Here is a 19,592-nt window from a genome sequence, read left to right as displayed (position 1 = left end):
ATTCGCGTGCAAAACAAAACCACGCAATAAAACTTAGATCAGCCCCGCCCGAAAGCCTTAGAGCGCGGTGGCCAGTTGTGCATCCAGTGCCAGAATCTGCTGCACCGCATCGGCGGCCTCTGCGCCCTTCTTGACGAAATGCGCGGTGTAATAGGCGATCAGCGTATCAACCGGCTGGAAGTTATGCGGCGTCAGCGACACCGAGAAACACGGAACACCGGTTTCAAGTCCGACGTTCATCAGCCCAGTCACCACCGCACCGGCGACGAAATCATGCCGGTAGATCCCGCCATCCACCACCAAAGCCGCCGCGACAATCGCATCATAGCGCCCAGTTTGCGCCAGTTTCTTCGCCACCAGCGGCATTTCAAACGCGCCCGGCACGTCAAACGCGTCAATCACGGCCCCCGGCAGCAGGGTTTCAGCCGCCGCCACAAAGCCGCTATGCGCTTGGTCCACGATCTCGGCGTGCCAGCGGGCTTTGATGAAGGCGATACGGGCGGGCTTCAAGCTTTCGGTCATTCTGGGCAGATTCCATGCAAGAGAGCAGATTTGCCCCGGTGCATAGCTTTGACGCCACGCCGGGGCAATGCTGCATTGACCTGCAATATCGCGCAGTCAGCTAGTCGGTTTGGCACGCTTTACCTGCCATTTCCGACCTGCTTGCGCTAACCGCACGCCGTCAGCGATTGCTGTCGATCCAGCGCGACAACAACTGGCGGTCACGAAAACACTCATCCGGCACCGCACGACGCTTGTAACGCGCGATTTTCTCGGCAAACGCCACCTGTTTTGAGGTCGGCCGCCCATCGGTTTCCATCGGTCGCATCTTGGCCTGCGCGTCGATCCACGCGCTAAGACTGCGGCGGTCCAGCTGCACCTCCCACGGCAGATTGACGCCATTGCGCTGCGCCAAAGACCGCGCGTAAGACAACTGCCGTTCTGTCGCGGCTATGGCAAATGTGGTGTCTTCCATATCATCACCTCGGCTTGGTTCTGGTCTTCAGATATAGAACATATCAAGAACAAAATCAACGCCGCTCACGCAAATGCGAACACGGGCCCGAAATGCAAACAACCGGGGCTGGTCGGCCCCGGTTGCAAAATACTGTCAGGCCCAAGGGCCGTTGCCGCAGTTACCGGCTTATTTGCACTGCTTGGCAGCTTCGTCCATCGCAGCGGTGAACCCGCGCAGACTGAAGCTGTCCTGGGTCTGGGTGCCCTTGCCCGAACGTCCGGTCAGAACCGCCGTGGTGCCCTTTTTCAGCGCCGCCAGAATCGCCGCATCATCCTCTGCGGTGCCCGGCCAAGCCCATTCGCCATCGGAAAACAGATCAAACCCGGTGCCATCAACATCCAGCTTCACTGTCGATCCGGCTGCAAACGGATAGCCGCCCGAGAACGAAATCTCACCGTTCACGCCAGGGCGGAAGGTCACGAACAGCAGAATATCGCCGCGCCGCACCGAGACAGGCTTGCCGTCTTTGGTGTTCACGGTTTCCTTCGGGCTGGACACGCCCCAGCATTCGGTGGGGTTCTTGTCGGCAAAAACACTCCAATCCGTCATGGTGGCGACGCGATTGCTGGATTCCTGCGCCGAAGCAGCCGGCGCTAGTGCCGCAAACCCTGTCATGGAAATCATCGCCACGCCTAGCGCGCGCGTCATCCAGCTTGTCATTTTATATTCAGCCTCCAAGCCGCTTTGCCTCTGCCCGCCCAACTGCCGCTTCAGACGCGGTTTTTCGGTAGCGCGGGACACTTTCACTCGATATGCCTTCATAACCGAAAAAGCGCGATCCGTGAAAGCCCTGCTTGGCCAAAACGGGCAGAAAATCGCGCATATGTGACGGGGGACGGCATGGCAGCGGCAGAAATGGTCGAACTTTGGCGCGGCGGGTTGCTGGAAAGCACCCATCGCGGCCACGCGGTGATCTGCAATCAGGCGGGCGAAGTGGTGCAGGCCTGGGGCGATCCGGGCCGGGTGATCTTTCCGCGTTCGTCCTGCAAGATGCTGCAAGCGCTGCCTTTATTGGAATCTGGCGCGGCAGAGGCTGCGGGCCTCAGCGATGCGCATATCGCCTTGTCTTGCGCCAGCCATCAGGGTGCTGCCCTGCATGTCAACATGGCCAGCCGCTGGTTGGCGGATCTGGGCTTGGGCGAGCCCGATCTGCGCTGCGGATCGCATGAACCCTATGATCGCGCCGAACGCGATCGCTTGATCCTGTCCGACAAAGCGCCTTGCCAGTTGCACAACAACTGTTCTGGCAAACATTCCGGCTTTCTGACCACCACCAAGCATCTGAAAGCCGGGCCGGAATATGTCGAGCTGGATCACCCGTTGCAAAAGGCGATCAAGGCCGCAACCGAAGAGGTGACGGAAGAGACCGCCGCGGGCTACGGCATCGACGGCTGCTCTGCGCCAAATTTCGCGATGTCTGTCGCGGGCTTGGCGCGCGGTATGGCGAAATTCGCCTCTGCGTCTGAAACCGGTTCGGTGCGAGAGCGGGCGATGCACCGCTTGACCCGTTCGATGGCAGCACATCCCGAGCTGGTCGCGGGCGAGGGCCGGGCTTGCACCGAATTGATGCGGGCGATGGGCGGGCGTGTCGCGATCAAGACCGGGGCGGAAGCGGTGTTTGTCGCCATCATCCCCGAGAAGAAGTTAGGCATTGCGCTGAAGATCGAGGATGGCAATTCCCGCGCCTCCGAAGCCGCCTTGGTGGCGATCTTGGCACAGCTTGGCGTGCTGGATGCAGCGCATCCGATGGCACAAAAACGCCTGCCCGCGCCGCAGACCAACTGCCGAGGGCTGACCGTGGGCGAATTGCGGCTGGCGTCCGGGTTTCTGTAGTCCTACGCTTCTCTCAGCCTTGATGTGGAAAAGGCCCCCACCTTGCGGTGGAGGCCTTCGTTGCGACAGCGCCGGTGAAGCAAGCTGGGCGGGGGCAAAGACCTGCTCCACCGGTTTTGTTGCACTGTAGCCCGTTCTTTATGCCGCCTGAACGCGGCGGCATTGCGCAGCAGGCGGGACCATTTACGGGCATTGTCGCGGCAAAATCGGGGCGCGAGTTCCCAATGTGGAAAGGTCTTTTCGTGCTAGGGTTGAGTGCCTTGATTTGCAGGACTTGATTTGCGGCGGGTCTGCGGTAAGCTTTCGCCATGACGGTGCAAACGCCGACCCCTTTTCCCATCCCCGAGCCCCTGCCGGATCAGGTCACTTTTGATCGCCACGAGCTTGGCGCGATTCTGCGGCTCTATGGCCAGATGGTCGCCGCAGGCGAATGGCGCGACTACGGCCTTTCCTTCTTGCGCGAGGTGGCGGTGTTTTCGGTATTCCGCCGCACCGCCGAATTTCCGCTGTATCGGATCGAAAAGCGCCCGAAACTGCGGGCCAAGCAGGGCATGTATGCCGTGGTCGGCATGGACGGCTTTATCCTGCGCCGGGGCCATGATCTGGCAGGCGTGCTGCGGGTGTTGGAGCAGAAGTTGATCAAGTCCGGGGCGGCGGGGTATTGGTCCTACAGCCTGCGCCTATGACTGACCGGCGCGCCTTCCGCCGCCAGAATCCGCGCGATGCAAGCGTCGATGCCCTCATAAGCCACCGACATGCTGTGGCCATTGGCATGAATCAACCGCTCGGAGTCGACAACCAGCGCGACATGGCCTTTCCAGAACAAAAGATCACCTCGCCGCACGGCCTCACCTTCGGGCACTTCATCACCAAGGCTTTGCTGCATATCGGAGTCCCCCGGCGCTTTGATGCCGCAAGCCAGCAGCGCGCCTTGCGCCAGACCCGAGCAGTCAATCCCCGCACGGCTGTTGCCGCCCCACAGATACGGCACCCCAAGAAAGCCTTCGGCCACCGTGATCGGGTCTTTGTGATACTGCCCCAGCGGCAGCAGATGCCGCGTCGGGATAAAGCCCTGCGTGGTTTCGGTGAACTTCGCCCCTTGGGCAATCACCGCCACCCGCGCCCCCATGCTCAGCGCCGCGATCTCGGGCGTTTGCACGCGGGGTTCGGGATAAAGATGCGTGCCGGGGCTGGCGACCCAATGCGTGGGCTTCGGGCCTTCGCCCAAGGCCGCTTCAGCCAGCCAGCCACAATAGCCATCTTTGGCCGCAAAACCAAAGGCATAGCCGTCTTTCTGGTCTATCACCGTAAAGCCTTCGCCCAGCAGCACCTGACGATCCCGCGCGCCACCCGGGGCGCGCAACAGATCCGCCAGCGGCATCGCGACCCGGCGTTTCTCGCCTTCGGTGTAGTGCTCCGCCTCCACCAGCCCCTTCAGCGAGACATGGGCGACGCGCACGGTGGCGGGGGTCAGTCGACGATCCATCTTACACCCCCAACATCGCGGGCAGACCCGCGAGAATGGCCCGCGCACCCTGACCAACGCCGCCTTTCGGGCGGGCGGGCGCATCGGCAGGCGTGTGGCCGTAGATGTCGAAATGCATATAGCGCGGATGATCGGCAAAGCGCCGCAGGAACAGCGCCGCCGTGACCGATCCCGCAAAACCCCAGCCCGGCGCATTGTCCAGATCAGCAATGCCGGGTTCGATGATGTGCTCATAAGGCGTGTGGAACGGCAGCCGCCAGACCGGATCAAACGCCTGTGCCGCACCGCTTTCCAAAGCCTGCGCCATCCCCGCATCATCGGTATAATAGGGTGCCAGATCCGGCCCCAGCGCGGTGCGTGCAGCCCCCGTCAGCGTCGCCATCGAGATCAGCACATCGGTCGGCGTCTCGGTCGCCAAAGCCAAAGCATCGCCCAACACCAGCCGCCCCTCGGCATCGGTATCGTTCACCTCTACCGTCAGCCCCTTGCGCGAGGTCAGAATATCCTTCGGCTTCAATGCATTGCCTGCAATCACATTCTCCACCGCCGCCACGATCACCCGCAACCGGATCGGCAACCCCAACTGCATGATCATCTGCGCCAGCCCCATCACGGTGGCCGCCCCGCCCATATCCTTCTTCATCAGAGCCATGCCTGCGGTCTTGATGTTCAGCCCGCCAGTGTCAAAACACACGCCCTTGCCGACCAGTGTCAAACTTGGCCCCGCAGACCCCCAATGCATCTCCAACAACCGCGGCTCCCGCGGTGACGCCCGCCCTACCGCATGGATCATTGGGAAATTCTGCTCTAGCAGGGCCGCGCCCTTCACCACCTTGGCGCGCGCGCCAAACCGCCCTGCCAAGGCCACAAACGCCGCCTCCAGCTCATCCGGCCCCATATCCTGCGCCGGCGTATTGATCAGATCGCGCGTCAGATATTCCCCCGCCGCCATCGCCAGCAGACGCGCGCCATCACAACCCTCGGGCAGCACCAGCTGCGCAGGCGCGCCCGCCTTGGCTTTGCGGTAGCGATCAAAGCGATACTGCGCGAACAACCAGCCCAAAGCCGCCTCATCGCGCTGCGCTTGGCTCAGATCGCCAACCAGATGCCACGCGCCGCCGGGCAGACCCGCAGCCTTCGCCAAAGCAAACCTTTGCCGTGCGCGCGTCTTCGCAGTGCCAAAGCCGATCACCGCCGCTGCAACACCATCCGCCCCCGGTATCAACCGCAGATCGCCCAAAGCCGCCTCGAATCCCGACGCCTCCAGCCAGCCGCGCACCGCCGCATCCTGCCCCGCCAGAAATCCAGCCAGCCCCTCGACCCCCACCACATACAGCGGGCGGGAAACGGCATCAGCATCAGCAAAAGCGGGAACCATCGGCGCATCCTTCCAGATCTGCGCAGACCCTACCGCTTCCATCCGCCGCCGCAAGCCTTCCAGCCAAGCCCATCCTTAAAATGGCGTCTGATCCAACTGTTCCAAGAGCGCCTTGTCCGAGGCCAAAGATCGCTCTGCAATCCGCAACAGCCGCGCCCAAACCGCAGCAAACGCTGTGGTATCCGCCCGTTCCATACAGGCGCGCAAATCGCCCGCCACCGCGCTCAGGCTGATCATGCCCAGATTCTCGGCCATACGTTGCAAGCGCCGCAGCTGGCGGATCAGATCGCCCATCTCATGCGCGCGCACCTGTGATGCCAGACCCGCCATCGTCAGCGCCAGCTCGCCCAAAGCCCGCGCCACCACCTGTTCCGCACTTGACGTGCCCAAATTCCGATACATCGTCGCAATCGGCTCGGCATCCTGCCGCACCCGTTCCTTTGGCTGCAAAGCCACCACGTTTTCCATCACACCCTCCGACACACCCAGCGCCAGTTTGCGCCGGCGTGCTGAAGAAAACGTTGCCGCCCGCCAAAGAAACCGCTCGAATTTTCTGCAATTGCAGCATAACTACGGGGCAAGACCCAAGCTACGAGGATGACCATGAGCCACGTTCGGACGCTTCCCAGCTATCTGGTGCAACGGTTTCACGGCTGGAAAGCCACGACATATCAAGACAATAAGGCGTGGTATCGCCGCTTGGCCAGCAACGGCCAGCACCCGCGCGCGATGGTGATTTCCTGTTGCGACAGCCGGGTACATGTCACCTCGATCTTCGGCGCGGATGAGGGCGAATTCTTCATCCACCGCAACATCGCGGGCCTTGTGCCACCGCATAACCCCGACGGCGAGTATCACGGCACCTCGGCCACGGTGGAATATGCCGTGGCCAGCCTTGGCGTCGCGCATATCGTCGTGCTTGGCCATTCCAACTGCGGTGGCGTCAAGGGTTGCCTTGATATGTGCTCGGGCCATGCCCCTGAACTCTTGGAGAAAACCAGCTTCGTCGGCCGCTGGATGGACATCCTGCGCCCCGGCTACCAGCGCATTTCCGGCCTGCCCACCGAGTTGCAACAACCCGCGCTGGAGCGCGAGGCGGTGCTGGTTTCGCTGGAAAATCTGATGACCTTCCCGTTTGTGAAGGAAGCCGTCGAGGACGACCGCCTGACCCTGCACGGGTTGTGGACGGATACTGGCGAGGGTGGGCTGGAGCAATACGACCCCGCGAAGGGCGCGTTTGTGCCGGTTTGAGGGGGTGGGATGTGGCGGGGTGGCGTTAACCCTCAGTAGACATTCACTTGTGTTTCACCCCTCGGGCTTTGAACTTTGCGATTAGTTGTTCGGCGTGTTCGAATGAGATACCCAAGTTCTCGCGGAGTTTTCGGGCGAGTGAATAGTCGTTGCGACCCGGCTGAAGTGTCAAAAGCAGAGCGATATGCCGCAGTCGCATCGGTTCAAACGCCTCGAAGAACTCTGGAAACTCTTTAATACTCATCAAGAAATGATATTGCAGCGCCTTGCGCACAAACATTTCCTCATGTCCCGCCTCTTGCAAACGCAGCGCATATTCCATTCGGTCTTCATTTGGAAACGGCAGCAGCGATTGATAGTCTTCGGCGTTGGTCATATGGTGCTATTGACCTCAAGTGCGGCAGATGCACCAAAATCTATTGTGTTGAGGCAAAGGTTGGCAAGGTCTGCTTCGCAGCAAAAACTGCATCTTTTTACTCTCAAGCAAAGCCCCCAGCCCGGAATCAAGGCGCGAATGCGCCGCCGGGCAGCGCCTGACCGCCCCCTCGGGCGGGCGCTTTTGCGCTGTCTCGCCTAGAATATCTGGGGAATGGGCTGAGCCATAAAGTGCCTAGAACCGCTGTTGCTGCGCCCACCCGGCGGTCAGGCTCTGCCCTGTTGTTGCGTCTAGTGATGGCCAAACCCACTTGGCACAAAATGCCAAAGTGTTAACAGTTCCTTAAATCACCCACGCCAACACACTGATATAAAACAACAATAAAAGGTCCCGAGTTGGGACCCTCCGGAATCACCCCTTCCGATCCTCCCAGCCATCCATCGCCGCCACGGCCTCTTCAGCCGTCTCGACAAACTGAAACAGCCCCAGATCCGCAGCCGAGATCACCCCCGCCTCGGCCAGCATCTCCCAGTCAATCAACCGCTCCCAGAACGCCCGCCCGAACAGCAGGAAGGGCACGGGTTTCATCCGGCCGGTCTGGATCAGGGTCAGGCTTTCAAACATCTCATCCAGCGTGCCAAACCCGCCCGGAAAGATACAAATCGCCCGCGCCCGCATCAGGAAATGCATCTTCCGGATCGCGAAGTAGTGGAAGTTGAAGGACAGATCAGGCGTCACATACTGGTTCGGGGCCTGCTCGTGCGGCAATACGATGTTCAGCCCGATCGACTGCCCGCCCGCATCGTCGGCCCCCCGGTTCCCAGCCTCCATCACCCCCGGCCCGCCGCCGGTGCAGATCACGTTTTCATGGCCGTAGGTTTGCAGGCTTCTTTCGGTGATCATCCGGGCGAAGCGGCGGGCTTCGGTGTAGTATTTGCTGAGATCTGCCAGCATCGGGGTTTTCGCGGTGGCGGCGTGAGCCGGATCAGGGATGCGGGCGCCGCCGAACAGGACGACGGTGGATTTGATGCCCATCTCGTCCATCATGAGTTGGGGTTTCAGGAGTTCCAGCTGAAGACGGACGGGGCGGAGCTCTTCCCTTGTCAGGAAGTCCAGGTCAGCGAAGGCGAGCTTATAGGCGGGGGAGCGGGTCTGTGGGGTGTCGGGCAGGCGGTTGGTGGCGGCCACGTCCTGGACGGAGTCTCGGAACGGGTGGGGGCGGGAGTCTTCGGTCATGAGGTGGCCTTGATTGGGGCTGTAGAGGGTAGGGGTAGCGGGTTTTTTGGGGGTTTGGAAGGGTGGGGTGGGGATGGTCCCGAGTTGGGACCGTGTGAATAGGTATAAAAATCAGATAGTTGTGAATTTTTTAACAGATAGTTAAGGATTTCCGGCAAATGGGATGGCGAAATCGGGATGGTTTTGGCAGATCGTTGGCCGGGTTTGCGGCCAACGATCAGGGGTTTCGGGCGGGCGCGTTACAGCAGGCGCACCGCCATGCCGCCATCTACCGCCAGCGCCGATCCGGTCACAAAGCTGGCGCGGTCTGACAGCAGGAACAGGGCGGCTTGGGCGATCTCGGTTGGGGTGGCCATGCGCTTCATCGGGTGAAGGTTGGCGATGAAATCATGGGTGGCGGGGTCATCGCCTGCCAAAGCGGTCTTGGTGCCACCGGGGAGGATGGCGTTGATGCGGATACCATCTGCCGCATGGTCGGAGGCCAGAGATTGCACGAGGCCGATCAACCCGGCTTTTGACGCCGCATAGGCGGCCATACCCGGCAAGCCGCCGTTGCTGAAACCGACGAAAGTGCCAGTGAACACCAGCGATCCGCCGCCGCGTTTGAGCAGCGCAGGGAGTTGGGCTTTGGCGCAGAAGAAGGCGCTGCTGAGGTTGGTGGCGAGGACGTTGTGCCAGTTCTCGGTGGTCATGGCGGGCAGGGGGACCATATCGCCCACGGTGCCCACGTTGTTGAATGCGCCGTCGAGGCCGCCGAAATGGCTTTCGCTGAGGTCTACCAGTGCTTTGGCGTAGGCCTCATCGGTGACATCGCCCGCGAGGCAGATGGCTTTGCCGCCGTTTTCGGTGATCTGAGCTGCGATGCGTTGCAATTCGGCTTGGCGGCGCGCGCCGAGCACCAGATTTGCACCTTCAGCCGCGCATAGCAGGGCGGCAGCGGCACCGATGCCGCTGCTTGCGCCAGTGATCAGGATGGTTTTGTTCTTGAGGTCCATGGTCATGCCTTTCTGTTTTGCATGACAGGGACTTAGGCGGTGGGGGTTTTACGCAGCGACCCGTTTCCTGCGGTTGCGGCGCGAGGGATTGGCAATGCGCAGGAAACGGGTCGGGCGTTGATTGTGGTTGGGAGCAGGCGTCTGGCTGTAGCGCCGCCGATTATTCGGCAAGGCTACGATAGCCGCCGTTCCAGTAGATCAACGCGCCTGCGCCGCGGGTGGTGCGGATGGCTTGGACGCGGCCAATCAGGATGGAGTGGGTGCCACGGTCGATCATTTCCTCGACGGTGCAGTCGAAGGCGGTGGGGGCGCCTTTCAGCAGCCGGACGCCGGTGATGGCGGTTTCCCATTCGGCACCGTCATAGCGGGCGGCGCCCTTGGTGCCGCCGAAGCCAGAGAAGCGTTCGGCGACGGCCTGATGGGATGCGCCAAGGCTGGACCAGCCGAATGTGCCGGTTTCTTTCAGCACTGGCCAGCTGGAGGAGCTGCGGTTGACGCAGGCGAGCAGCAGCGGCGGTTCGGCGGAGAGGGAGATTGCAGAGGTGACGATCAGGCCTGTGGCGGCCTCGGCCTGTCCGGTGGTGATTAGGCTGCAGTTGCCGACAAAGGCGCGCATGGCGTCGCGGAAGTGCTTGGGCGTGGGTTCGGACATCGGGCACTCGCGGTTTGGGCGGCACCGCCCCAAGGGGCGATGCCGAAAGGGGGCTGCGCCAGCCGTCAGCGGATGCCCGCCTCTTGCAGTTTTGGCAGCACGTTGTCGCGGAAATAGGGGAATTCCTTGACATAATCCACAAAGGAAAGCGTTGTGCCTGCAAATCCGGTGGCGTGCAGTTTCAGGATGCCTTCGGCCACATCATCGGGGGTGCCGACAAGCGGGAAGCCGCCGTGGCCCATGGCGAACAGATGCTTGATCTGCGCCAGCAGGTCATGCGGGAAGCTTTGGGCATGGGCGAATTGCAGGTTGACCAGATTATCCACCGCAGCGGTGTCGGTATTGGCGACGGCGGTGTGATGCAGGAAGGCTTCGGCCTCATCCCGCGAGGGGCGGCAGATCACATGGCTGAAGGTCAAAACGTCAATCTTGCGGCCTTTGGCCTTGGCTTGCGCCTTCAGGTCAGCGATTTCCCCGACCGAGCGGGAGAGATCAATTGCCGGGGTGAACAGGAAATCGGCGTTGTCGGTGGCAAAGTTGCGGCCTTGCGGCGAGCCTGCGGCGTTGATGATCGGCACCGAGCCACGGGTTGGAGCGGGATCGCCCTTGATCTGTTTAGCTTTGAAGTATTTGCCGTTCCAGTCGAAATGCTCTTTTGACGCCCAGAGTTTGCGCACCAGATCGAACCATTCCTGCGCATAGGCGTAGCGGGTTTCGTGATCATCGGGCAGGGTGAGGCCAAGCGCTTCGTATTCCGGTTTGTTCCAGCCTGCGACGATGTTGAGGCCCGCGCGGCCGTGGCCGATCTGGTCGATGGTGGCGATCTGCTTGGCGACCACGGCGGGGTGGTTGGCGACGGTGTGGATGGTTGCAAACACCGCAATATTCTTGGTGGCGGCGAGCAGACCTGCGGCCCAAGTCATGGTTTCCAGCACGTTGCCGTGGAAATCGGTTTCGCCGCCGTAGCCGATCCAGCGGGCGATGGGCAGCATGAAGTCAATGCCCGCTTCATCCAGCATTTTGGCGAGGGTGAGGTTGTTGTCCCAGGAATTGTCCCAACGCTCGGCAATTTTGGTGGGGGTCATGCCGGAGGAACAGTTGGAGGAAAACGTGCCCAAACGAAAGCGATCGCCCGAGAGCATCGGGTTGGTGGTCATGGTAGGCTCCCTGTCAGGATGATTTTATGTTATATTTTATGATTGAAAGTCTATCGTAAATTCGCATTGCGTCAATGGGTTTGGCGGTTGAGGATACAGCGTGGCAAGGGGCTGGGGTGATGGCGGAAAAAAAGGTTCAAACTCAAAATGATACCGGCGGACAGGCGCTGGATTACCGCTGGCATTTGGCGGAAACGGCAGGTGAGGTCGAGGTGACCGAGCTGGAATTCGCGCTGATGCGGGCGTTTGAGGGATTCGGGCGCTGGCAGTCGGAATGTCTGGCGGGAGTGTGCCAGATGCCCGCTTCCGGGCCCGAGAATGCGCTTTTGCACATCATTCGGATGCATGATCGCCCGAAAAGCATCAAGGAACTGGCCCGACTGGCCAACCGGGATGATGTGCCGAACATCCAGTATTCTTTGCGTAAGTTGATTGGCGGTGGGCTGGTGGTGCGCAAGGGCGCGGGGCGGTCGGGGGTGAGTTACGAGGTGACGGACGAGGGGCGGCGGGTGACAGATGATTATGGCGCGTTGCGGCGGCGGTTGTTGTTGGCGGAACTGGGGAATTTGCCGGGGTTCTCAACCCGGCTGGCTGAAGCCGCGCGGGTGTTGAACGTGCTGACCGGGATTTATGAAGAGGTGGCGCGGGTGGCGGCCACGCATAGGCGGGCTTAAATCGGGTGCAGGCGGTGGAAGGCGCTTTGGGCATAGGGGCTGGGCCTGCGCCGTGGGTGAGGTTGGTGACCCGGCTTGCAGAGTTTCGCTGACGGTGCAGCAGAAGGTGAGGGCGGCGTCGGTTAGGATGGGTAGGCCGTCTGGGTCGTCGTGCCCGTTGCTGGCGGTGAATTTGTCTGCTCCGGTGGCACCTGTGGTTCCGGCGAAATGCAGGGCGAGCGGACAGCCGTCACCGGACAGTAGGTTGACGTTGAAGCGGCCACTGGCGGCGACGGCGGCGCAGGTGCCGGTTTGGCGGTTCAGGCAGACCAGCAGGCTGGGCGGATCGGCGGGGACGGAACAGACGGCGGTGATGCCGCGCCGGGCCTCGGGGCCGGGGCCGGGGCCTGCGCGGGCGGTGACGATGGTGACGGCACCCGGAAAGCGGGCCATTGCGGCGCGGAAGGATTGGGGGGCGATCACGCTCATCTCAGGCGGCTTTCAACTCGGCCAGATAGCTGGCGGTGGCGTCGGGATCGGCGAACCATGGGAAGAAATCGCGCGGGTCGTTAAAGCCGTTGGCCATGCGCGAGGCCAGCGCGGGCAGGGCTTGGGCGTTGCCCATGATGTCGAGGATGAAGGGCGGCGGCGGTTGCAGCAGCATGTTGGTCCAGCCGACGAACCGTTGCGCATAATCCCAGAACGGATCGAAGGTGGCCTGCATCCAAGCGGCATCAAACGGGCGCTCGCCGTGGTTCAGGATGCTTTGCAGGTAGATCGCGGCGGCTTTGGTGGCGTTGTTCGAGCCCTGCCCGGTGATCGGATCGTTCAGGCAGACCACATTGCCGAGGCCCAGAACCTTGCTGCCCGAGGGTAGGGTGGCGACCGGGTGGCGCACGGTGGGGGCGAAGCGGCCCGACAGGATGCCTTTGTCATCAGTCAGTTGGCAGTTCTTCAAGTGGTCGTATTCCCACGGCAGGAAGGTTTTCAGGATATTCAGCGCGGTTCCCAGATGCTGGGCCGGGGTTTTCACATCGGCCCAGCAGTCGATTGGGCCGCCGTGGATGCCTTCCAACACCATGATCTCGCAGGGGCCGGTGGTGGTCAGCGCCGGGAACACGAAATATTCGCCGACGCTGGGGATCAGATTGAATTCCACCGCCGAATAGGGCTGACGCGGTGTCATGCCGGTGACATAGGTGAGGGCCAGCGCGCGCATCGGTTTGTCGAAGGGGGATTGCTCGGCGTCGCGGGTAAACAATCGCCCGACATCGCCTTTGCCCGAGGCGATGATCACCAGATCGTCTTGGCGCGCATAGGTTTCAATCTCGGCAATGCCCGCGTCGGTGATCACCATTTGGCCACCGAGGCGGCTGAATTCAGCCATCCAGCGTGGGATTTTCACCCTTTGATCAACGGAATAGGCGTTGCTGTCCAGCTGTGCTGCCCAGTCGATCAGCTTGGTGCCAGAGCCATCGGGGTTGGGCACGATGAAGTTGATGCCTTCGACCGGCGGGCATTCGGCGGACCAAAAATCAATGCCGAGATCGCGTTCGTGCTGCACGGCGTTGGAGAACATGCATTGGCTGGACAGCACTTTGCCCTGCGCCACGTCGTCTGCCGTGCGGTTTTGCACGACGCGGACTTGATGGCCGGCTTTCAGCAAGCCGATGCCCAGTTGAAGCCCGGATTGGCCGCCGCCGATGATGGTGAATTTACGCATGTCTCGCCCCTTTGAATTGGTTTCGGTTGTCGCCCGAGGGCGTTCATTCCATCAGTTTCGGGATCGCTGGCACGGCCTGCTCTGGCCCCATCGCGGTATAGCCGCCATCGACGCAGATATCGGTGCCGGTGATGAAGCTGGCCTCGTCCGAGCAGAGAAACAGCACCGCGGCTGCGACTTCTTCGGGATCGGCGACGCGGCCCAGCATGTGGAATGGGGCTGCGACGGCATCGGTTTTGGCGCGATTGCCGTGGGTGAGTTGATCCATGATATTGCTCCATGTCCAACCCGGAGACACCGCGTTGACGCGGATGCCCTGCGGGGCGAGATCCATCGCCTGACTGCGGGTCAGTTGCAGGATGGCGGCTTTCGACACCGGATAAACCCAGCGCCCGGTCTGCGCCACACGCGAGGAAATCGAGCCGAAATTGACGATGGCCCCCTTGTTCGCGGCGAGGTCGGCTTGGGCGGCCTGCATCAGCATCACCGAGCCTATGAGGTTGATATCCAAGGCGGTCAGCCAATCGGCGCGGGTGGTGGCAAGCCCGTTGTCGAGATAGGAGCAGGCGACGTTGACCAGAAAATCAATCCGGCCAAACTTGGCTTTGGTGGCGGCGACGAGGGCGGCGATCTGGGCATCGTCGCGCAGATCGCAGGGCTGGAAGGCCACACCTTCGGCTTCGGGGGCGGGGGCAATGTCAGCCACCATCACCCGCACATCGGCGGCGCGGAAGGCTGCCACTATGGCTTGACCGATTTTGGTGCTGCCGCCCGGCACAATCGCCACTTTGCCTGCTAGTCCGCGCATTGGATTTCCTCCGGTTGATGGATCAGCTTTGATCTGCGCGGGGTTGGGCGCTATCCGGCAAACGGGGCGACTATCCGTAAAACGAAAAAATCGTCACCAAAATGCAGGAAATTGCTGGCTGTGCGGCAAAGCGTGGTAGGGTTTGGCCTTGTTCCGTTGAGAATGAAGCCGATGCCGCAGGTCGCTACCCCGCTGGAAGGCCATGCCCTGTTTCAGACGCATGACCTTGACGAAGCCCGCGAGCGGGTGGCGGCGGTGTTTTGTCCGCATCGGTTGGACCGGATCGGCAAGGGCGTGATCGATGCCCGTCAGCACCATTTGCCCGGCGAGCGGCTGAGCCTGAACTACATCCAATATGGTGCCAAGACGCTGATCGCGCCGGGCGCGTTGGAGCGGTTTTATCTGGTGCAGATCCCGCTTTCCGGTGGCGCGATGATTTCGCATGGCGCGGAGCGGTATTATTCCTCGCCCGAGGTGGCAGCGGTGCTGAACCCGCATCTGCCGACCACGATGATCTGGGCGGAGGACACGCGGCAGGTGCTGATCCAGATAGACCGGCAGGCGATGCAGGATCATCTTTCCGCGCAGTTGGGCGCACCGGCTTTGCGGCCTTTGACGTTTTCAGGCGGGTTTGATCTGCGCAGCGGGGCGGGGGCGGCGTTGCGGCGGATGGTGCTGTTTCTGGTGGCGGAAGCCGATGCGGGGCGGTCGCCGATCGGGGCGGGGCTGATGGGGCGGGCGGTGGAGGCGTCGCTGATGTCGGGGCTGCTGGAGGCGCATCGCCATGATCACGCGGCGCATCTGGGGCGGCGGCGGGCGGCCCCCCGGCCCCGGCATTTGCGGCTGGCCGAGGGCTATATCGCGGCGCATCTGGATCAGCCGCTGACGGTGGAGGCGATTGCCGCCGAGGCCGGGATCAGCCCGCGCGCGCTGCAACTGGCTTTTCGGCAGCATCGCGGCACGACTCCGCTGGGGTTCTGGCGTGACATGCGGCTGGCGCATGCCCATGCCGATCTGGTGGCGGGGGCGGGATCGGTGACAGAGGTGGCTTTGCGCTGGGGGTTTGGGCATTTCGGGCGGTTTGCCGAGATGTATCGGGCGCGCTTTGGGCTGTCGCCGCGCGATACGTTGCGGGCGGCGCGGGGGGAGGGCTATCAGGACTGATCGGGGCGGGGCGGTTGCAAAGCGGGGCGGTTGCAAAACTGTCACCTTGGCGTCGTCTGCGTGTCATGGACGCAGGGCATGGCTGCATCTGATTTTACCTGACCAAGGATGCCCCCATGCGTTTCCCGATCTCTGGCCTGACCTCTGCTTTGGCGATGTGCGCGGCTTTGCCTGCGTTGGCCGAGCCCAATTTCAACCGCATCGCCAGCTTTGCCACGCCGTTGAACATGGCGGCGGGGGAAGATCTGGCGCGCGCGACCAGTGCCGAGATCATTTCGGCCTCGGAAGATGGCATGACGCTGGTCTATACCGACAGCCCGTTGGGGGTGATCGGCTTGATCGACATCACCGACCCGGCGGCACCGAAGGCTTTGGGCAATATCGCGATGGGTGGCGAGCCGACCACGGCGAAGATCATCGGCGGGATGGTTTTTACGGCTGTGAATACCTCGAAGGATTATGTGAACACCTCGGGCAAGCTGGTCAGCGTCGATCTGGCGACCAAGGCTGTGGTGGCGGAATGTGAGCTGGGCGGCCAGCCGGATTCGGTGGCTGCGGCGAAGGATGGATCTTTCCTGGCGATTGCGATTGAGAATGAGCGCGATGAAGAGCTGAACGATGGTGAGCTGCCGCAGATGCCGGCGGGCTTTGTGGTGAAGCTGCTGGTGAAGGATGGTGTGGTCGATTGCGCCGGGTCGCAGAAGATTGACGTGACCGGGCTTTCGGCTGTTGCGGGCGATGATCCTGAGCCGGAGTTTCTGGATATCAATGCGGCGGGTGAGATTGTTCTGACCATGCAGGAGAACAACGAGATCGTGCTGATCGGTGCGGATGGCAAGGTGTCTGGCCATTTCAGCGCCGGGGCGGTGGATCTGGACGGCATTGATACCAAGCGCGATGGTCGGTTGGATTTTACCGGCAAGCGCGAGGGCGCGTTGCGCGAGCCGGACGGCGTGAAGTGGGTCGATGCCGATCACTTCGCGGTGGCGAATGAGGGCGACTATAAGGGCGGCTCGCGCAGCTGGACGATTTTCAACCGCGATGGCTCGGTGGTTTACGAGAGCGGTGCCAGCTTGGAGCGGGCGATTGCCGAGATCGGACATTACCCCGAGCATCGCAGCAAGACCAAGGGCGTCGAGCTGGAATCGGTCGAGATCGCGACCTTTGGCGAGACGCCGATGGCGTTTGTGGCCTCGGAACGTGGTTCGGTGATCGGGGTTTATGATGTGACCGATCCGAAGGCTCCGGTGTTGAAGCAACTGCTGCCGTCGGGGGTTTCGCCGGAGGGTATGGTGGCTATTCCGCAGCGCGATCTGCTGGTGTCAGCGAATGAGGTGGATCTGCGCGAAGATGGTTTGGCCCCGGCGCATGTGATGATTTATCAGCTGGCGGAAGGGCCTGCGGCCTATCCGATGATCACCTCGGCGGGCAGCGAACAGCTGATCGGCTGGGGCGCGCTTTCGGGTCTGGCGGCTGATCCGACCGAAGCGGGCAAGCTTTATGCGGTGTCGGACAGCGTTTATGGCGCGGCCCCAACGATTTTCAGCATTGATGCCACGCAGAGCCCGGCGCGGATTACCTCGGCTATGCTGGTGACGCGTGGCGGCGATGCGGCGCAGAAGCTGGATCTGGAAGGTATCGCGACGGATGGTGAGGGCGGGTTCTGGCTGGCCTCGGAAGGCCGTAGCGACAAGCTGGTGCCGCATGCGATTTACCATGTCGATGCGGAAGGTGCGATTGATCAGGAGATTGCGCTGCCCGAGGCTCTGCTGGCGCATGAGATTCGCTTTGGCTTTGAGGGGATCACCAAGGTCGGTGATACGCTGTGGATGGCGGTGCAGCGCGAGTGGAAGGACGATCCGAAAGGCATGGTCAAACTGCTGGCCTATAACACCAAGGAAGAGACCTGGGGTGCGGTGCATTACCCGCTGGATGCGCCTGCCGAGGGCGCCTGGATGGGGTTGTCGGAAATCACCGTGAAGGGTGATTGGGCCTATATCGTCGAGCGGGACAACCAGATTGCCGACAAGGCTGTGACCAAGAAGCTGTACCGGGTGGCGGTGAGCCAGTTGGTTCCGGCGGAACTGGGTGCCACGCTGCCAGTGGTCAGCAAAGAACTGGTGCGGGATTTGGTGCCCGATCTGGGAGTGCTTAATGGCTATATCGTCGACAAGGTTGAAGGCTTTGCGATTGATGCGGCTGGCACCGGTTGGGTTGTGACCGACAATGATGGTGTTGACGATAGCTCGGGTGAGACGCTGTTCTGGTCGATTGGTGAAGTGAAGTAAGCTGGGACATCTTGCCTGCTGGGTTTGTCAGCAGGCAAGATTGCTGAAACGCCGCGCCGCTGCCTCAAGGTCTGAGGTGGCGGCGTTTGGCTTTTCAGCTTTGCGGTGAATTTGAATGGTGACGGGGTGACGCGCGTTGAACCAGCGGTGGGGTGCACCCACCCTACGCTGCCTGATGCGATTGCATGGCAAGGCCAGCATCGGTATAGGGCTGCAAAGCTTTGAGGAGATTGTCATGAGCTATGCCGCGTTGGAGACTGCGATTGAGGCTGCTTGGGAGGCGCGGGATACGATCTCGACCACCACTAAAGGCGAAGCGCGGGAGGCTATTGAAGCCACGTTGACGGCGCTGGACAGTGGCGCGTTGCGGGTGGCGGAAAAGCGCGGCAATGGCGATTGGCATGTCAATCAATGGGCGAAAAAAGCGGTGCTGCTGTCGTTCCGGCTGACCGATATGTATGAAATTTCCGGCAGCAATGGTGGCTCGAACTGGTGGGACAAGGTGCCGTCGAAGTTTCAGGGCTGGACCGAAGCTGACTGGCGCAAGGCGGGCTTCCGCGCGGTTCCGGGCAGCATCGTGCGGCGCTCGGCCTATATCGGCAAGGGTGTGGTGCTGATGCCGTCTTTCGTCAACATCGGTGCGTTTGTCGATGAAGGCTCGATGGTGGACGGCTGGGCGACGGTGGGGTCTTGTGCCCAGATCGGCAAGAATGTGCATCTGTCGGGCGGCGTCGGTATTGGCGGCGTGTTGGAGCCGATGCAGGCGGGGCCGACGATCATCGAGGACAACTGCTTTATTGGGGCGCGGTCTGAGGTGGTTGAGGGCTGTATCATCCGCGAAGGCTCGGTTCTGGGCATGGGCGTGTTTATCGGCCAGTCGACCAAGATCGTCGACCGCGAAACCGGGGCGGTGATGTATGGCGAAGTGCCTGCCGGGTCTGTCGTGGTGGCGGGGTCGATGCCGTCGAAGAACGGCGTGAACCTGTATTGTGCGGTGATCGTGAAGAAGGTCGATGCGCAGACGCGGTCGAAGACCAGCATCAATGAGTTGTTGCGCGACTGACGCGCTGAGGGGAACGGCATGTCTGAAGGCAGCAAGCAGCAGGTTTACACCCTGATGGTGGAAGTGGGGCGCAAGCCGGGCGACGGCTTGCCGGACAAGGCCACCGGGGCGGCGCTGATGATCTATGCCAGCGGTGTCGATGAGGCCGAGGCGGTGCGGGAAACCGTGGCGATCTTGAAGCAGGCCGATCTGGCACCACTGGATGTGTCGGGTTATGGCACGCTGGAAGAACGGCTGGCGGCGGGCGATGAGATTGACACCGAAGAGCGTGATCTGATGGCGCGGGCTTTGGCCGAGAACTCGGTCGTGGTGGCGCAGATGACGCCGTTCTTTGACTGATCCAGCAAATCAATATCTTAATCGATGATTTTGGCTCGGTTGGGGACCGTCATTGATATTTTGAGCTGACATCAAGGCGCGCGCCATATTGCAGCCGCATTTAATTGGTTTTTTTAAGGTCTGTCACAAACCTGGGGGAGGTCGTGATGCCTTATCGGATTATTTTGCAGCA

General features: G+C 61.6%; 22 protein-coding genes. 8 read left to right on the top strand and 14 right to left on the bottom strand.

Translation table 11 applies throughout. The annotated features are described in order from the left end of the window. Positions 1 to 57: 57 nt before the first annotated feature. The 3 genes from U1A24_RS00625 to U1A24_RS00615 form a co-directional block, all read right to left on the bottom strand. Positions 58 to 522, bottom strand: a complete 465-nt coding sequence (locus U1A24_RS00625; RefSeq protein ID WP_322320053.1) for a 6,7-dimethyl-8-ribityllumazine synthase — start codon at positions 520 to 522, stop codon at positions 58 to 60. Between the two features lie 160 nt (positions 523 to 682). Beyond that, positions 683 to 976 carry a hypothetical protein gene (locus tag U1A24_RS00620; RefSeq protein ID WP_322320052.1) on the bottom strand — a complete coding sequence of 98 codons (294 nt, stop codon included), beginning with the start codon at positions 974 to 976 and terminating at the stop codon, positions 683 to 685. 168 nt (positions 977 to 1,144) lie between these two features. Continuing rightward, positions 1,145 to 1,678 (bottom strand): invasion associated locus B family protein, encoded by a 534-nt coding sequence (locus U1A24_RS00615; protein ID WP_322320148.1) that lies wholly within the window; start codon positions 1,676 to 1,678, stop codon positions 1,145 to 1,147. A 180-nt stretch (positions 1,679 to 1,858) separates the two neighbouring features. On the opposite strand from U1A24_RS00615, the gene U1A24_RS00610 reads away from it, so the two are divergent. Next, positions 1,859 to 2,851 (top strand): asparaginase, encoded by a 993-nt coding sequence (locus tag U1A24_RS00610; protein WP_322320051.1) that lies wholly within the window; start codon positions 1,859 to 1,861, stop codon positions 2,849 to 2,851. A gap of 308 nt (positions 2,852 to 3,159) precedes the next feature. Then, positions 3,160 to 3,537, top strand: coding sequence for a DUF2794 domain-containing protein (locus U1A24_RS00605; protein WP_322320050.1), 378 nt, complete (start codon positions 3,160 to 3,162; stop codon positions 3,535 to 3,537). Here U1A24_RS00605 and U1A24_RS00600 read toward each other — a convergent pair. The 3 genes from U1A24_RS00600 to U1A24_RS00590 all read right to left on the bottom strand — a co-directional run bounded on the left by U1A24_RS00600 (position 3,519) and on the right by U1A24_RS00590 (position 6,183). After that, entirely contained in the window at positions 3,519 to 4,337 is an 819-nt protein-coding gene (locus tag U1A24_RS00600) for a C40 family peptidase (protein WP_322320049.1), read from the bottom strand. The genes U1A24_RS00605 and U1A24_RS00600 overlap by 19 nt on opposite strands. Position 4,338: 1 nt before the next feature. Then, complete coding sequence (locus U1A24_RS00595; RefSeq protein ID WP_322320048.1) at positions 4,339 to 5,715, bottom strand: leucyl aminopeptidase family protein; 1,377 nt, start codon at positions 5,713 to 5,715, stop codon at positions 4,339 to 4,341. Between the two features lie 75 nt (positions 5,716 to 5,790). Further along, complete coding sequence (locus tag U1A24_RS00590) at positions 5,791 to 6,183, bottom strand: hypothetical protein (RefSeq protein WP_322320047.1); 393 nt, start codon at positions 6,181 to 6,183, stop codon at positions 5,791 to 5,793. Positions 6,184 to 6,318: 135 nt separating this feature from the next. On the opposite strand from U1A24_RS00590, the gene U1A24_RS00585 reads away from it, so the two are divergent. After that, entirely contained in the window at positions 6,319 to 6,966 is a 648-nt protein-coding gene (locus U1A24_RS00585; protein ID WP_322320046.1) for a carbonic anhydrase, read from the top strand. A 43-nt stretch (positions 6,967 to 7,009) separates the two neighbouring features. Here U1A24_RS00585 and U1A24_RS00580 read toward each other — a convergent pair whose 3' ends face one another. From U1A24_RS00580 to U1A24_RS00560, 5 genes are all read right to left on the bottom strand, one after another. Beyond that, the gene (locus tag U1A24_RS00580; RefSeq protein ID WP_322320045.1) at positions 7,010 to 7,342 is read right to left on the bottom strand and encodes a hypothetical protein; all 333 of its coding nucleotides are present in this window, start codon (positions 7,340 to 7,342) and stop codon (positions 7,010 to 7,012) included. 411 nt (positions 7,343 to 7,753) lie between these two features. After that, positions 7,754 to 8,578 (bottom strand): TIGR00730 family Rossman fold protein, encoded by an 825-nt coding sequence (locus tag U1A24_RS00575; protein ID WP_322320044.1) that lies wholly within the window; start codon positions 8,576 to 8,578, stop codon positions 7,754 to 7,756. A 239-nt stretch (positions 8,579 to 8,817) separates the two neighbouring features. Beyond that, on the bottom strand, positions 8,818 to 9,573 hold the full coding sequence (locus U1A24_RS00570; protein ID WP_322320147.1) for an SDR family oxidoreductase: 756 nt from the start codon (positions 9,571 to 9,573) through the stop codon (positions 8,818 to 8,820). A 160-nt stretch (positions 9,574 to 9,733) separates the two neighbouring features. Beyond that, positions 9,734 to 10,225 carry a flavin reductase family protein gene (locus tag U1A24_RS00565; RefSeq protein WP_322320043.1) on the bottom strand — a complete coding sequence of 164 codons (492 nt, stop codon included), beginning with the start codon at positions 10,223 to 10,225 and terminating at the stop codon, positions 9,734 to 9,736. 65 nt (positions 10,226 to 10,290) lie between these two features. After that, the gene (locus U1A24_RS00560) at positions 10,291 to 11,382 is read right to left on the bottom strand and encodes an LLM class flavin-dependent oxidoreductase (protein WP_322320042.1); all 1,092 of its coding nucleotides are present in this window, start codon (positions 11,380 to 11,382) and stop codon (positions 10,291 to 10,293) included. Between the two features lie 119 nt (positions 11,383 to 11,501). On the opposite strand from U1A24_RS00560, the gene U1A24_RS00555 reads away from it, so the two are divergent. Continuing rightward, positions 11,502 to 12,056: a winged helix DNA-binding protein gene (locus tag U1A24_RS00555; protein WP_304926052.1), complete on the top strand. Its 555-nt coding sequence runs from the start codon at positions 11,502 to 11,504 to the stop codon at positions 12,054 to 12,056. Here U1A24_RS00555 and U1A24_RS00550 read toward each other — a convergent pair. The 3 genes from U1A24_RS00550 to U1A24_RS00540 are packed head-to-tail and all read right to left on the bottom strand — an operon-like array spanning position 11,961 to position 14,566. Further along, positions 11,961 to 12,524 carry a flavin reductase family protein gene (locus tag U1A24_RS00550; RefSeq protein WP_322320041.1) on the bottom strand — a complete coding sequence of 188 codons (564 nt, stop codon included), beginning with the start codon at positions 12,522 to 12,524 and terminating at the stop codon, positions 11,961 to 11,963. The two genes, U1A24_RS00555 and U1A24_RS00550, sit on opposite strands and share 96 nt — an antisense overlap. A gap of 1 nt (position 12,525) precedes the next feature. Continuing rightward, the gene (locus tag U1A24_RS00545) at positions 12,526 to 13,758 is read right to left on the bottom strand and encodes a styrene monooxygenase/indole monooxygenase family protein (protein WP_322320040.1); all 1,233 of its coding nucleotides are present in this window, start codon (positions 13,756 to 13,758) and stop codon (positions 12,526 to 12,528) included. A gap of 43 nt (positions 13,759 to 13,801) precedes the next feature. Continuing rightward, positions 13,802 to 14,566, bottom strand: coding sequence for an SDR family oxidoreductase (locus U1A24_RS00540; RefSeq protein ID WP_322320039.1), 765 nt, complete (start codon positions 14,564 to 14,566; stop codon positions 13,802 to 13,804). 171 nt (positions 14,567 to 14,737) lie between these two features. Here U1A24_RS00540 and U1A24_RS00535 point away from each other — a divergent pair, with 171 nt between their 5' ends. The 4 genes from U1A24_RS00535 (at position 14,738) to U1A24_RS00520 (ending at position 19,420) form a co-directional block, all read left to right on the top strand. Further along, entirely contained in the window at positions 14,738 to 15,730 is a 993-nt protein-coding gene (locus U1A24_RS00535; RefSeq protein WP_322320038.1) for an AraC family transcriptional regulator, read from the top strand. Between the two features lie 116 nt (positions 15,731 to 15,846). Then, positions 15,847 to 18,018 carry an esterase-like activity of phytase family protein gene (locus U1A24_RS00530; RefSeq protein ID WP_322320037.1) on the top strand — a complete coding sequence of 724 codons (2,172 nt, stop codon included), beginning with the start codon at positions 15,847 to 15,849 and terminating at the stop codon, positions 18,016 to 18,018. Between the two features lie 235 nt (positions 18,019 to 18,253). Then, positions 18,254 to 19,081 carry a 2,3,4,5-tetrahydropyridine-2,6-dicarboxylate N-succinyltransferase gene (dapD, locus tag U1A24_RS00525; protein ID WP_322320036.1) on the top strand — a complete coding sequence of 276 codons (828 nt, stop codon included), beginning with the start codon at positions 18,254 to 18,256 and terminating at the stop codon, positions 19,079 to 19,081. A gap of 18 nt (positions 19,082 to 19,099) precedes the next feature. Continuing rightward, positions 19,100 to 19,420, top strand: a complete 321-nt coding sequence (locus tag U1A24_RS00520) for a hypothetical protein (protein ID WP_322320035.1) — start codon at positions 19,100 to 19,102, stop codon at positions 19,418 to 19,420. Positions 19,421 to 19,592 lie beyond the last annotated feature (172 nt).

It is taken from the genome of Cypionkella sp. (assembly GCF_034376685.1).
Taxonomy (GTDB): domain Bacteria; phylum Pseudomonadota; class Alphaproteobacteria; order Rhodobacterales; family Rhodobacteraceae; genus Cypionkella.
This window is presented reverse-complemented; position numbering and strand designations above follow the sequence as displayed.